The 13551-nt window shown below is 54.6% G+C and carries 9 protein-coding genes; 6 read left to right on the forward strand and 3 right to left on the reverse strand.

The annotated features are described in order from the left end of the window. Positions 1-56: 56 nt before the first annotated feature. Together PZA18_RS12490 and PZA18_RS12495 are read right to left on the reverse strand one after the other, a co-directional pair. Complete coding sequence (locus PZA18_RS12490) at positions 57-1943, reverse strand: potassium transporter Kup (protein WP_284101177.1); 1887 nt, start codon at positions 1941-1943, stop codon at positions 57-59. Between the two features lie 305 nt (positions 1944-2248). Continuing rightward, positions 2249-3085 (reverse strand): PhzF family phenazine biosynthesis protein, encoded by an 837-nt coding sequence (locus PZA18_RS12495; protein ID WP_284101178.1) that lies wholly within the window; start codon positions 3083-3085, stop codon positions 2249-2251. Between the two features lie 234 nt (positions 3086-3319). Between PZA18_RS12495 and ppc the strand changes: the two genes are divergently transcribed. From ppc to PZA18_RS12510, 3 genes are all read left to right on the forward strand, one after another. After that, the gene (gene ppc, locus PZA18_RS12500) at positions 3320-6079 is read left to right on the forward strand and encodes a phosphoenolpyruvate carboxylase (RefSeq protein ID WP_284101179.1); all 2760 of its coding nucleotides are present in this window, start codon (positions 3320-3322) and stop codon (positions 6077-6079) included. Positions 6080-6195: 116 nt separating this feature from the next. Then, on the forward strand, positions 6196-8928 hold the full coding sequence (locus PZA18_RS12505; RefSeq protein WP_284101180.1) for a DUF2339 domain-containing protein: 2733 nt from the start codon (positions 6196-6198) through the stop codon (positions 8926-8928). Beyond that, positions 8925-10301 carry a DUF3999 domain-containing protein gene (locus PZA18_RS12510; RefSeq protein ID WP_284101181.1) on the forward strand — a complete coding sequence of 459 codons (1377 nt, stop codon included), beginning with the start codon at positions 8925-8927 and terminating at the stop codon, positions 10299-10301. Before PZA18_RS12505 ends, PZA18_RS12510 begins: the two co-directional genes overlap by 4 nt. A gap of 101 nt (positions 10302-10402) precedes the next feature. Here PZA18_RS12510 and PZA18_RS12515 read toward each other — a convergent pair whose 3' ends face one another. Next, positions 10403-10963 carry a pilus assembly FimT family protein gene (locus PZA18_RS12515; protein WP_284101182.1) on the reverse strand — a complete coding sequence of 187 codons (561 nt, stop codon included), beginning with the start codon at positions 10961-10963 and terminating at the stop codon, positions 10403-10405. Positions 10964-11309: 346 nt separating this feature from the next. On the opposite strand from PZA18_RS12515, the gene PZA18_RS12520 reads away from it, so the two are divergent. From PZA18_RS12520 to PZA18_RS12530, 3 genes are read left to right on the forward strand one after another with little or no spacing between them, the layout of a single operon-like run. Further along, a complete protein-coding gene (locus PZA18_RS12520) occupies positions 11310-11777 on the forward strand; it encodes a type IV pilus modification PilV family protein (RefSeq protein ID WP_284101183.1) in 468 nt (155 codons plus the stop codon). A 29-nt stretch (positions 11778-11806) separates the two neighbouring features. Beyond that, positions 11807-12925 (forward strand): PilW family protein, encoded by a 1119-nt coding sequence (locus PZA18_RS12525; protein WP_284101184.1) that lies wholly within the window; start codon positions 11807-11809, stop codon positions 12923-12925. 14 nt (positions 12926-12939) lie between these two features. Continuing rightward, complete coding sequence (locus PZA18_RS12530) at positions 12940-13539, forward strand: hypothetical protein (protein WP_284101185.1); 600 nt, start codon at positions 12940-12942, stop codon at positions 13537-13539. Positions 13540-13551: the final 12 nt, after the last annotated feature.

Consider the following 13551-nt stretch of genomic DNA (forward strand, 5'->3'; position numbering starts at 1 on the left):
AAAACAAAAGGGCCGATGGATCGGCCCTTTTGTTTTATCGGTCGCTGATTCAGTAATCAGATTTCGACCTGTGTGCCCATCTCGACCACCCGGTTGGGGGGGATCTTGAAGTAGTCGGTCGGTCGGGCCGCGTTGCGCTGCATGGTGGCAAACAAGCGGCGACGCAGCCAGGACATGGCTGGCGTCTTGCCATCGACAATCGTTTCTCGCGACAGGAAGAACGAAGTGGTCATCATATCCAGTGGCATGCTGGTTTCCTGCAGACACTGTTCAATGATTTCAGGCACAGAGGGTTCTTCGTTGAAACCATAAGTCGCCACAACCTGCCAGAACGTGGGCGAGAGCTGCTTGATCTGCAGTCGGTCTTTCTTGCCAACAACCGGAATGTCGGTGGACTGGATGGTCAGGAACATGACGTTCTCGTGTAATACCTTGTTGTGCTTGAGGTTATGCAGCAAGGCATGTGGCACGGTGTCGGCGCTGCCGGTCATGAAGATGGCGGTGCCCTCCACCTTGTGGGGCGGGCTGGCCTCGATGGCGTCTACAAAGCTTTCGAGCGGCATTTCGCCATCGTGCAAGCGATGGAACAGCAGGCGGCGCCCGGTTTTCCAGGTCGTCATCAAGACAAATGCGGCAATACCGATCAGTAGTGGGAACCAGCCGCCATCGAAGAATTTCATGGCATTGGAGGCGAAGAATGCCAGTTCGATGATCAATAAGGCGGTGAGGATCAGCCACATTGCGTAGCGTTTCCAGCCATCGCCGTGTACGAGCACGATATAAGCAAGCGCGGTGGTAATCACCATGGTGCCAGTCACCGCAATCCCGTAGGCCGCTGCCAGGTTATTGGAAGAGCGGAAGCCCAAGACCAGCACAATCACCGAAACCAGCAAGGCCCAATTGATGCCCGGCAGATAGATCTGGCCGATCTCCTTGTCGGAGGTGTGCTGGATATCCATGCGCGGGCAGTAACCGAGTTGAATAGCCTGCGCGGTTATCGAAAAAGCCCCGGAAATAACAGCCTGGGAGGCGATAACGGTTGCGGCAGTGGCCAGAATGACCAGCGGCACCAAGGCCCAGTCGGGCGCCATGTGATAGAACGGGTTGACGCGTGCGCTTGCATCGTGAAGGAGCAAGGCACCCTGGCCAAAATAGTTGATCAACAGCGCCGGCAATACAAAGGCAAACCAGCCCAGTCGTATCGGGCGACGACCAAAGTGGCCCATGTCGGCATAGATGGCCTCACCCCCGGTAATCGCCAGGACCACGGAACCCAAGGCCAGAAATGCGGCGTAGTGGTGGTCCAGAAAGAATCGTATGGCGTAAACCGGATTGATGGCCGCCAGGATCGTGGGATCGTGCAGGATGTTGACCACGCCAAGTATCGCCAGGACCAGAAACCATAAAACCATGATCGGCCCAAACAGCTTGCCGACTGCGGCGGTGCCGTGGGCCTGCATCATGAACAATCCGACCAGGACGGCGATGGCAATCGGCAGGATGAACGGGTGGACTTTGGTGGAGGCGAGCTCCAGCCCTTCGACGGCTGAAAGCACTGATATGGCAGGGGTGATCATGCCATCGCCGTAAAACAAGGCTGCTCCGGCGATTCCCAGAACGATGAAAATTGAAAATTGCCCGCGTCGTCGGCCCTGCTTGCGCAATGCCAGCGCCATCAGCGCCAGAATCCCGCCTTCGCCACGGTTGTCAGCACGCATGATCACCATCACGTATTTGAACGATACGATGAGAATCAGCGCCCAGAACACCAGTGACAGGATGCCCAGCACATTCGCCGGGGTCAGCTGTAATCCGTGCTCGGGGTTGAAACATTCTTTTAAGGTATAGAGCGGGCTTGTTCCGATGTCGCCGTATACGACACCGATAGCACCCAATATCAGCCCTGCGACCGATTTGTGGTCGGCTTGGTTCGACTGGCTCATGGTTAGCCTTGCATGGTAGGTGGAAGAGGATGGATTTGGTTCGGTGGTGTGATTGGAACCATTTTGAGATAAACATCAAGAAGCACTGGTCTGCGCATCTGTGTTGCGGCGCGACATTACACCCGCTGGCAGGCTGAATCAAGATCGTTCGATTGCTGGCCAGAATGCCTGTCAAGCCTGCCTGAACCTGGCGATAGCGGCGCTGCCTGTCATGCCTGGCCTTGTTGCGATGTCTGCGGGTAGTTCCTGACTGCTTTGCTCAGACATCGCAAATGCCTGTTGGTTATCAAGATTTCAGGTACGGCTCAGATTCTGAGCTCGCCCGTACCTACCTGAATGACTCGTCCCCCGACGAAGACCTGGCAGTTCTGGTCGATGTCGAGCTTTAGTACCGACAGGCGGTTGACCGTATGCCCCTGCTCAATCCGCAACGAGTAGGGCAGTGGTGGCGTATGGTTGGCCAGTAACCAGCTTCCCAGGTTCGCGCAGGCAGAGCCAGTGCCGTGATCTTCATGCAAGGTATAGCGGTCTGCCGAGAAGTAACGCAAGGTGGTGGGTTCGGCAAAGTGAAAAACTGTGATCTGTGGCCGCCCTTTGCCGTGTGCGCAATCTGCCAGCAACACTGGATGCGGTGAGGCGGCCAGCACGGCTTGTTTGCTGGTCAGGGGAATCATCAGTTGCTCCAGCCCGGTATCAACAAAGCGGCTGCCTTCTGCAATGTCTTCAGGCTCCAGCCCCAGCATCATGGCGAGATCGTGCGGCGATGCGTCGCTACGCCGGGTATTGGCGCGGGGGGCTGCGAACTTCCATTCATCGCCATCGAGATGCACGGTGATGATGCCACTTCCGGTTTCCAGCGTAATCGAGCTGGTGCGTTTGAGGTTGGCGGCGGCCACCGCAGCGCTGCCGAGTGTCGGGTGGCCAGCAAATGGCAGCTCGAAGCGCGAGGTGAATATGCGAATGCGCACATCCGCTACGCTGGAAGGCAAGAGAAAGGCGGTTTCCGGCAGGTTGAATTGAAACGCCACTGCTTGCAGTGTGGCGTCATCCAGCCCTTCGGCACCCTCTACTACAGCCAGAGCATTACCGCCGAGTGAGCTTTCGGCAAAGACATTGACGAGCTTGAATGAAAGCGTAGGCATAGTTGAACAGGTCTGGGATGCTGTGGCGGGGGCAAAGGGCTGATTGTCCGCTATTTCGGGCAGGGGCCAAAACTGCCGTTATTGTTATCAATTTCTGAAAGTATAACGAAGCCAGCGTCGGGCAATGGCGGCAAATGCGTAGCTGCGTGCGGGTTCACTACGTTTTCTGCTTGGTTTACTCTGTGTTCCCGATGTTTTATCGCCACTTACGCAAACTTCCCCAGACTACAAATCATGGCCCTCTACGATAACGCTGCTGCAAAAGACCTACCCCTGGAGCAGGATCTCGACCTGCTTGCCCGCCTGCTTGCTGCCACGATTCGCGACAGGGAGGGGGATGCAACCCTGCATCGTATCGAGGAAATTCGTGAGCTTGCCGTCAAGTTTGTGTGGGAAGCGGATCATACGGCGGCAGATGCCCTGGCGGCGACGCTGGCAAATCTGAGTCATGCCGATACGGTGGCACTGGCCCGTGCCTTCGGTTATTTCTCGCATCTATCGAATATTGCGGAAGATCTGCACCACAACCGGCGCCGACGTTTTCACCGTATTCAGGGGTCGGCCCCGCAGAAGGGAAGTCTGGCGCGGGCGATGGACGAGCTTGCAAAGCGTAAGGTTGCCGCGGCAGACATCGTAGCCTTGCTGAATAACGCCCTGATCGCGCCGATTCTGACGGCGCACCCGACCGAAGTGCAACGCAAGACCCTGCTTGATTGCCAGCGAGCGATTGCGCGGCTGCTTGGCCAGCGTGACCGCGTGTCGCTGACCCCGGAAGAGCGTGAGGATAACGAAGCGGCTCTCGGCAGGGTGTTGCTGACGTTGTGGCAGACACGCGAGATCCGCTCGTTCAAGCTGACGGTAAAGGATGAGATTGAGAACGGCCTGTCGTATTTCCGCTCTACCTTTCTGCGCCAGGTGCCCCGTCTCTATATCGAGCTGGAGGATCGGCTGAGCCAGCTGCAGGGTAGCCCGGTACGCCTGCCCAAGTTCTTTCATGTGGGGTGCTGGATCGGCGGGGACCGGGATGGCAACCCATTTGTCACGCCAGAAGTGACTAACCATGCCATTTCACGCCAAGCCGCTGTAGTGCTCGATTATTACTACGAGCAGGCCGCCAAGCTGGAGGATGAACTGAGCTTGTCGTCTCGTCTGGTTGAGGTGGATGAGCAGGTGTATACCTTGGCGCAGCTGTCCCCAGAGCAGCCGGTCAGTCGCGCCGAGGAGCCGTACCGGCAAGCCATGGCAGCGATCAAGAGCCGCATCCTGGCCACTGCGCACCGACTTGGCAAGTTTCGGGTCGGACTGCTGTCGGCCGAGGGTAGTGCGCCATATGAGACACCGCAGGCCCTGCTGGACGATTTGCGGCAGGTTGCCGGCTCCTTGCAGGCGCATGGATCTGCGGCATTGGTTGCGGGCCGATTGCGACGCTTGCTGCGGGCGGTCGAGGTGTTTGGGTTTCATCTGGCGCCTCTCGATACCCGCCAGCATTCGGCAGTGCATGAACGGGTGGTGACCGAGTTGCTGAGCAAGGCAGGTCTTGAAGACTATGGTGTACTGGATGAGTCGAGCAGACAGATCGTGCTACTGCGTGAGCTGTCCAATCCGCGGCCGTTGTTGTGTCCCGGTGCCGAGTACGGTGAGGAAGCCGGCAAGGAGCTGGCGATCATGCAGGCACTGGCGGATATTCATCGCGCCTATGGCGCACAGGCGTTGCCAAACTACATCATTTCCAACGCCACATCGGTCAGCGACCTGCTCGAAGTGGCGCTGCTCGCCAAGGAAGTGGGCTTGCTGTCCTTATCGCCCAAGCCTTATCTGGCGCTCAATATCATTCCGTTGTTTGAAACCATCCCCGACCTGCGTGGGTGTGACGCGATCATGCGCGAGCTGTTTGCCCTGGATGCCTGGCGCACCTTGCTGGAGTCTCATAAGCAGGTGCAGGAAGTCATGCTCGGCTACTCGGATAGCAACAAGGACGGCGGGTATCTGACGTCGAACTGGGAATTGTATAAAGCCGAAGTCAAATTGGTTGAGGTATTTGCTGAAGCGGGGGTGACACTCAGGCTGTTTCATGGCCGTGGTGGCTCGGTAGGGCGTGGCGGTGGACCCAGTTATGAGGCGATCCTGGCGCAGCCTGCTGGTTCGGTGGCTGGACAGTTGCGGATTACCGAGCAGGGAGAGGTGATTGGTGCCAAGTATGCAGACCCGGAAATCGGTCGTCGTAACCTGGAAACCCTGATTGCCGCGTCGATTGAGGCCAGTTTTCCTCAGGATGATGTCGCGAACGCCGACACACCAGAACGTCATGCACTGCTGGAGCGCCTGTCTTTGTGTGCTTACCGTGAATACCGCGATCTGGTGTACGCCACCCCTGAGTTCATTACCTATTTCCGTGAAGCGACACCGATTTCCGAGATCGCCAAACTCAACATCGGCAGCCGGCCTGCTGCCCGCCGACCCAGCAACAGCATTGCAGATCTACGGGCTATCCCGTGGGTGTTCTCCTGGGCGCAGTCTCGGTTGATGCTGCCGGGCTGGTATGGGTTTGGAACCGCCATTGCCGAGTATCGGCAGGAGAAAGGCGAGGCCGGTCTGACCGAGCTTGGCAAGTTGTATCGGGATTGGCCGTTCTTCCGCGCCATGATCGCCAACATGGAAATGGTGCTGGCGAAATCTGACATCCAGATTGCCTCGCGCTATGCGACCCTGGTTAAGGACCGCGATATTGCCCAGCGCATTTTTGAACGCATCCGGGCCGAGTGGCGGCGATCAATTGACGCGGTACTGGCCATTACCGGACACCGCGAACTGTTGGTTGACAACCCGCTGTTGGCGCGTAGTCTGAAGCATCGTTTGCCTTATCTCGATCCACTCAACCATCTGCAAGTAGACCTGCTGCGGCGCTTCCGGGAAGGGGAGGAGAGTGAAGATGTGCTGTATGCGATTCACCTCACTATCAATGGTATCGCTGCAGGTTTGCGCAATAGCGGTTGACGATGAGCCGCATGCGGGCAACGGCCGCTTTTGACCGAATTGCCCGCCATGCTGCGCCCGACATCTGCTATCTTGATGAGCCATAGCAACAGGCACGCAAGTGTCTAAGGATTGCAATGGCGTGGCTCGGTTTGGTAGTGGGTGTTTTTCTGGGCAGCCTCTTGCTTGGAACAAGCGGTTGGCTATCCGGCGCATTACTGGGTTGGCTGCTAGGCAGCCAGATTGAGCTGCGTCACAAGCTGCGGCAATTGCAACAGCGAATGGATGCATTAACACCGGTAACGGTTCGTCATCCTGTCGCGTCATCACTCCCGCAGCAGGAGGTGACTGCACCTTCCGCTGTGTCTCCACCGATCATCAGTACGGCCGCTCCCGCCTCACAGGATGACCCGCCAGCCGCGATAACCAGTGAGCCCGCCGCTGTGATCCCGCGCCCCGAGCCACAGCCCGTACCGTCCCCTGCCACGCCACCTCTCCCGCCCAGGCCAGTCAAACCGTCGTCGAGTGATCAGGATGAGGTTGAGTCCGCATGGTCTGCTGGTCTGCTGGAGCGCCTGCTAGGTGGAAATCTGGTAGCCAAGATCGGTATGGTCATTCTGTTTGTGGGCTTGGCGTTTCTGGCCAAGTTTGCCGTTGCCCATGCGGTGATTCCTCTGGAAGTTCGCATGACCGGTATCGCGCTGATTGGGGTAATCCTGTTGGGCGTGGGGTGGTTTACGCGACTCAGACACAGTAATTTTTCGGCGATTATGCAAGGCGGTGGCGTTGGGGTGTTGTATCTCACCACCTTTGCCGCTTACAAGCTCTATCACATGCTGAGCCCCGGCATGGCGTTCAGCATATTGACGGCTGTGGCGGTGCTCTCGGCAATTCTGGCGCTATTGCAGGATTCTCGCTGGTTGGCTTTGGCGGGTACGACTGGCGGTTTTCTCTCACCTGTTCTGGCATCGTCAGGAAGCGGTGACCATGTAGCCCTGTTCTCGTACTACCTGCTACTCAATGTCGGTATTGCCATCATTGCCAGCCGAAAAGCCTGGCGATCACTGAACGTACTGGGATTTGTCTTTACCTTTGCGATTGGCGCGATCTGGGGAGGTTTGCGTTACCAGGCGAGCGACTTTGCTACGACCGAGCCGTTTCTGATTGTGTTCTTCCTGCTTTATGTCGGCATAACGGTGTATTTCGCAACACTACGTGAAGACAGTCGCACCGGGCTGGGAATGGTGGATGGGACACTGGTGTTCGGTGTGCCCATCGTCGGCTTCGGTCTGCAGGCTGCGATGGTGCACGACTATGCGTTTGCAACAGCCGGATCAGCCGTCGCGTTATCGGCGTTCTACCTCGGCATGGCACTGCTGGTGCGCAGACGAACCTCATTGGCGCTGCTTGCTGAGTCGTTCTGGGCTTTGGGCGTTATTTTCGTGACACTGGCGATCCCGCTGGCGCTGGATGCGCAGTGGACGGCTGCGGCCTGGGGCATTGAGGCTGCCGGGATCATCTGGATGGGTGCTCGCCAGCAAAAGGTCATGGCCAGGGCGTTCGGCAGCTTGGTGCTGGTTGCGGCTGGTGTCTGTGCGGGTATGGGCATTTTCTCCCTGAAGAGTGACGCGTCAGTGGTTAATGGTGCGGTATTGGGGTGTCTGCTTGTGGCGGTTGGCGCCTACGTGGCTGGGCGAATAAATCATCACTATCAAACCCAGTTGAGCCATGCCGAGCGCGGTATTGCATTCGGCTGGCTGATTTGGAGTCTACTGTGGTGGTTTTTGGCTGCCGCAACAGAAATTGACCGATTTGTTACCACCTCACTGCAGCACGCGGTCGGAATCGGCTTCCTGGCCTTGACGGCACTTTTGCTGGCAGAGCTTGGTCATCGTCTGGCGTGGCCGACGTCAGCGCTGGCCAGTTTGGGGCTGCTGCCATTGGTGGTCGTGGTAATGGTGTCGGCAGCAGAACGCCACCATTCGCCATTTGAGGCTGGTGGCTGGCTGGCATGGTTAAGTGTGGCGTTTGTGCATATCTATGTGCTCCGGTGCCGGACAACTGATATTGACCGGCCTTATCAGCAGGCGGCGCATATGTTGGGAGTCTGGGTGCTGGCGGCGGTATTGGCATGGCAAGGCTATGCCTGGGTGGGAGATGCGGGGGATGTCCGCAATGCTTGGCGCCATCTTGGCTGGATTGTCGGCATTCTGTTGGTGCTGGGGGGCTTGTCTACACGGAAAATCTATTCTGTTTGGCCGATGCGCACTTTTCGTAAGGCATACGAGTGGCTGGCGTTGTGGCCTTTGGCCGTGCTGGCCTTGCTGTGGGTGGTATTCACCAATGCGGTTTCGACTGGCGATGCCAGCCCCTTACCCTACTTGCCCGTTCTTTCCCCGCTGGATGTTGGGATGGCGGCAGCGTTGGTTCTGACATTACGCTGGGCTAGCCAGCCACGTTCATTCGTCCGACTGATGCGGTCGCAAGGACGCCGGCCAAGTCTGATTCTGTTTGGCGTTGCAGGTTTTGCATGGCTCAATGGCATGCTGCTACGGACGCTATTTCATTATTTTGCGGTGGACTATCGACCCCACGCGTGGTTGTCCTCACATCTAGCGCAAGCCTCACTGGCCATACTATGGACGCTGGTTGCGCTGGCATTGATGGTGGCAGCAAACAAATTGGCACGTCGCTGGTTGTGGATGGCTGGAGCGGCCGTGCTGGCTCCTGTTGCAATCAAGCTGATGCTCGTAGATTTTTTCAATGCAGGTGGTATGGCCCAGATCATTTCACTCATTGGGGTTGGTGCCCTCATGCTGGTAATTGCTTATATAGCGCCGCTTCCTCCTCGCAAGGATTCCCGCTCATGAAGTATCTGCTTGGATTTCTGCTCGGTGGGTGGGCTGTGGCGGCACAATCTCTGGATTCAGCTGATCTGTATGGCTTTCGCTTCCCAGTCATACTCGAACCCGGGCAGTCTTTTTATTCCCTGACATTGCCGGATAGTGTCTACCGACGTTCGGTGATGCCCGATTTATCCGACATCCGCATCGTCAATAAGAAGGGGGAGCCGGTTCCGTTTGCCTGGCTGCCGATCATCGACCGGCGACAGGCCGGGACCGTGGTGGAAGCCCTCAATGTATTCCCCTTGCCATCGCGACCGGTAGAAAGCGCTGTAACTCCGTGGCACGTGGAGTTGTCTGCAGATGGGGGCATCATCAACATCATGCCCAAGACCCCTAGCGATAATCTGCCAACTTCTCCTGCGGGTTACTTGATAGACCGTGGCAAACCGAATCCTTTTCTGGCCAAGTTGAATGCCCTGAGGATAACCCCTGCTGCGAATGCTCCAGATTTCATGCAGATGCTGACCATCGAAGCCAGTGATGATTTGACTGTCTGGCGCCGGGCAGGAGAGGCTCAGGTTGCCCGCTTGCGAGCCGATGGGCATCAGCTCTTCGTTGACAAAGCCATATTGCTTGATGGGCAGGCCCGCTACTATCGGCTGTGGTGGAGTCAGCCCGATGCAGCCCCTCCGATCATTGAAGTACATGGTGAATCCACTGCCATGGTGGACGCGCCGGATGTACTCTGGACTGGCGCCAAACAGCCAACGGCCGCTTCCGCCAGCGAATTGGAATTTGATCTTGGCGCGTATTATCCGACCGAGTGGGTTCAACTAAAGTTTGCCGAGCCAAACATGATTGTGCCCGCCACCCTGTATGTTCGCGACTCACGTAGTAGCCAATGGCACCAATCCGGACGAGGCGTGTTTTATCGATTGGACGGCGTGGCAGGTCGCATCGAGTCCCCTCCGTTGCCGCTGGCGGATCAGCCGCCTGCCCGACGATTGAAAGTGGTCGCAGACAAACAGGCAGGTATCTTGTCTTCAGCGGGCGTCAGTCTGATCGTTGGCTACAAGCCACGCCAGATCATCTTCGCAGCCCGTGGGAGTGCTCCTTTTGCGTTGGTCGTCGGCCGGAATGACGCAGAACCTGCCAACATGCCATTGGTGTCGTTGATTCCTGGTTATGACCCATCGAGACCCGTAGAGGCTATGCCCGTCAGTCTGGGCGAGCCAGTCCAGCAACCTGCTTTTTCACGGTTGGATACCGATGGCAATCGCGGTCAGCGCAAGTTAATCGCTCTATGGGGGGGTTTGGCTTTTGGCGTACTAGCACTGGCAACCATGGCGTGGCGCTTAAAAGGCGGTACCACGAAGGTGGAGGTTAAGAATTCCTAGATAAATCAGATATCGACCATGGGATCATGCAAGAGAAAAAAGAAAATGCCCCGAATGGGGCATTTTTTTGAGAGGTATTCAGCCTGAGGTTTGCGTACGGCTTAGCAGTCGGGAAAACCTACAATAGGTTCGGTGCTCTTTAGCGCACCTTTGTCATTACAAATTTTCGCAGGGGCAAGCGGTAAGGTCTGAATCGCAGTGCCGACGTTGGCACGATCAGCAGACTTCACGCCGATGCGGACGTCCGCTGCTTCACCGGTCAACTTGGCGAATTGAATTTGCAGGGAGGCATTAGTGGTTGTGCGCAGCTCAACACGTTCACCTTTCAAGGATGCAACCCTCTTAATTTCGCAGAAATTAGCCTTTGTAGAGTCTGCTACTGCACAATCGCAGGATCGACCAGTTGCTGCATCGACAGCTTTATTAGTAATACCCATGCAAGAATTTGCACCAGGAGTGATTACCAAGAAAATATCCTTGCTTTCGCGTGCGGCTTCGCTTCGGGCGAAATTGGCCATAGACCGGACCAGTTCAGCACCGCCAACCACGCGATGACGTGCCATGAATTCAGCAAGGCGCGGAACACCAATCGCCAGCGCAATTCCCATAATCATGAGCACAGAAACCAGCTCAATCAACGTAAAGCCTCGATGCGATTTCATCCCTGTAATCCTCCATTGTTTAGGTCGAAGCATGTTCTCCTCATGCTTCGATACTGACTCATTCAAGAAGCCCGAAGTCTACAGAAGTCAGTAAAATTCCGCTAGCATTTTCTCATTTCAACCAATGACTTAACTGTCATTTTCTCGGATTGGGAGGCTGCGGCTACCGCTCGTCAGGTGATAAAAGGTATCGACAGACGGTCAGTTGCGCTAAAACTCTGAGTAATCAATGAATTTTTCACGTTTCACAAGTGTTTAGACTCACTTGTTGAAGAATCATAAGTCTTGCGCCAGATTGCTACTCGCATAAAATATGGCATCTAACTGAAATTTGCTGAGGAAGAAAATGACAAAGGCATTATCCGGCCAAGGAGGCATGTCCCTGATCGAGGTGCTAGTAGCTATGGCGCTGTTCACGATCTGCGGGCTGGGCATGATTTATATGCAGACGCATGCGCTTTTTTCGAGTTCGGATACATCATTTCGAACCAAGGCCTCTCGTTCAGCAAATGCAGCCTTGGCTCAGATTCTTGCGGATGTGCCTAACTTGAGAAAGGACTACGCTTATAGCGGTGCGACAGTTCCTGCGAAGCTGGAGGCATGGGATAAAGAACTAAAGAAGAACTTGCCTGCCGCTGAAGCTTCCATTGCATTTAAACCTGTAAGCGGGACACAGTTTGCGAGCGTCAAGATTTCTATCAAGTGGCATCGGCCGGGTAGCTTCTTGGGAGCGGGTAAGGGCGAGTACGTTGTCGATACAGTTGTCGCTAATTTTGGCGAGACGGATGATGAAAGAGATAGAGTTAATCCTTAATTTGAGAAAAGTCTCTGGGGCATTTAGCAATGAAATTGAATAGAAGATTCAAATCCATCTCGCCGAGCCGGGCTCAAGGTTTTACTTTGATTGAGGTAATGGTGGCTGTTGCAATTGGGGTGTTTATTTCCATTTTGGTTCAGCGATCCATGATCTCGACCCTTGTAGCGCAAAGGCATACCTCTACATCAAACAATGCACAGGATGGTGGTGCACTGGCGGGTTTGATGCTATCAAGGGCAATCGAATCGTCTGGCTTTGGTTTAAATAAAACGCAATTAATTGGGTGTGAAGCATTAGGGAATGGCTATAAATATCGCCTCTCTCCCGTAGAGATTATACCTGGGGATAGCTCGGACACTATTTTGATTAATGCAGCTAGCCCAGGGGTTAGATTTTCGGCCTCCTTGCTAAGTTCAAATACTAATTTGTCAGTAAAGGCAGATGAAGGTTTTAGAAATAATGATTTAATTGTTCTTGATACTGATTTTTCCAAAGCAAAGACCGCAACGGATACCGTAAAGACCTGCCTGCTCGCACGTATTACAGATGTAAATAGTGGTAAATTCGAGTTGCTCGATAATTCAAAAATTATTGCAGGTGATGCAAACACTTTAGGTCAAACGCGTGGCTATCGGCTGGGCCAAGCTGGTGATAGTCAGCCTCCCGCTTTGGAGGCGTATAGAGTTGTAAATAATAAGTTAGAACGTTGCAACAGACTTGCTACACCCGCCTGTGCGAATGATGCCGATTGGAGAATGATTCTTGAGAATGTTGTGCATTTGCGAGCTTATTATGGGATTGATACAGATGGTAATTTAAGTATAGATACCTGGCGGCAAGAAATGCCTGTTGGTTCCGCAAATCCACCAGCAAAGGGTGCCGTTTCTGCTGTATCAAAAATGGAAACTACATATGCTCCGTCTAACCCAACTGCAGACAATTGGGTTCGTACGCTAGCAGTTCGTTTTGCATTGGTAGTGAAAGCAGATAAGAGGCAACCGTACCCGCAGGAAGATTTAGCGCCGGAAAAAATCTCGTTATGGCAAGACGGCCCTGATTACAAAATTCCTGATCGTAATTATCGCTATCAAGTGCATGAGTATTTGGTCCCGCTTAGAAACATCAGCTGGCGCCCGGCAGATTAAAGGAGGTTCTTGGTATGAGAAATAAGTTGACCATAAACCAAAATGGTTTCGTATTGTTTGTGGTGTTGGTGGCAATGGTGGTTATGATGCTTGTTGGGATTATGGCCTTGCGCGCGACAAGTTTCAGCTCGGAAATTTCAGGAAATGCCACGTTGCAGAAAGCAAATGTGAGGGCCGCTGATGCGGGGATTGAAATTGCCAGGCAGTGGCTAAAGTTATCTAGTATTAATAAGAATTTAAATTCTGATATCTTAAGCGGCGGAGGATATTACGCTACGTGGGCTGCTGGTGCATTTAAACCTAGTGAATATAACTGGGATTCAGGAAATGCATATGTGCTGAAAAGTACAGACATAAATGATATGTCCCTCAGGGAGAGTGATTCAGGAGGCGAAAGATTTAGAATCCGGTACGTTATCCACCGCATGTGTAAGAATTCGGCTCCTCCAACCGCAGATCACTGCATGCTACCAAGTGAGTCAACTGGAGGGTGGGGGTCTGGAGCAAGTAAAGGGGACCGTATAGATAGAGCTATTGGGCCATTTTATAGGGTAACTATTAGGGTCGATGGTCCTCGTAATAGCACTAGTTACGTTCAAGCTGTATTGCAGTGATGCTCGGAGAGA

Origin of the sequence: Parachitinimonas caeni (assembly GCF_030129945.1) — a bacterium.
Lineage (GTDB): Bacteria > Pseudomonadota > Gammaproteobacteria > Burkholderiales > Chitinimonadaceae > Parachitinimonas > Parachitinimonas caeni.

Coding starts and splice junctions, on each gene's coding strand:
- PZA18_RS12490 (WP_284101177.1), bottom strand. CDS start 1,943: ATGAGCCAGTCGAACCAAGCCGACCACAAATCGGTCGCAGGGCTGATA.
- PZA18_RS12495 (WP_284101178.1), bottom strand. CDS start 3,085: ATGCCTACGCTTTCATTCAAGCTCGTCAATGTCTTTGCCGAAAGCTCA.
- ppc (WP_284101179.1), top strand. CDS start 3,320: ATGGCCCTCTACGATAACGCTGCTGCAAAAGACCTACCCCTGGAGCAG.
- PZA18_RS12505 (WP_284101180.1), top strand. CDS start 6,196: ATGGCGTGGCTCGGTTTGGTAGTGGGTGTTTTTCTGGGCAGCCTCTTG.
- PZA18_RS12510 (WP_284101181.1), top strand. CDS start 8,925: ATGAAGTATCTGCTTGGATTTCTGCTCGGTGGGTGGGCTGTGGCGGCA.
- PZA18_RS12515 (WP_284101182.1), bottom strand. CDS start 10,963: ATGAAATCGCATCGAGGCTTTACGTTGATTGAGCTGGTTTCTGTGCTC.
- PZA18_RS12520 (WP_284101183.1), top strand. CDS start 11,310: ATGACAAAGGCATTATCCGGCCAAGGAGGCATGTCCCTGATCGAGGTG.
- PZA18_RS12525 (WP_284101184.1), top strand. CDS start 11,807: ATGAAATTGAATAGAAGATTCAAATCCATCTCGCCGAGCCGGGCTCAA.
- PZA18_RS12530 (WP_284101185.1), top strand. CDS start 12,940: ATGAGAAATAAGTTGACCATAAACCAAAATGGTTTCGTATTGTTTGTG.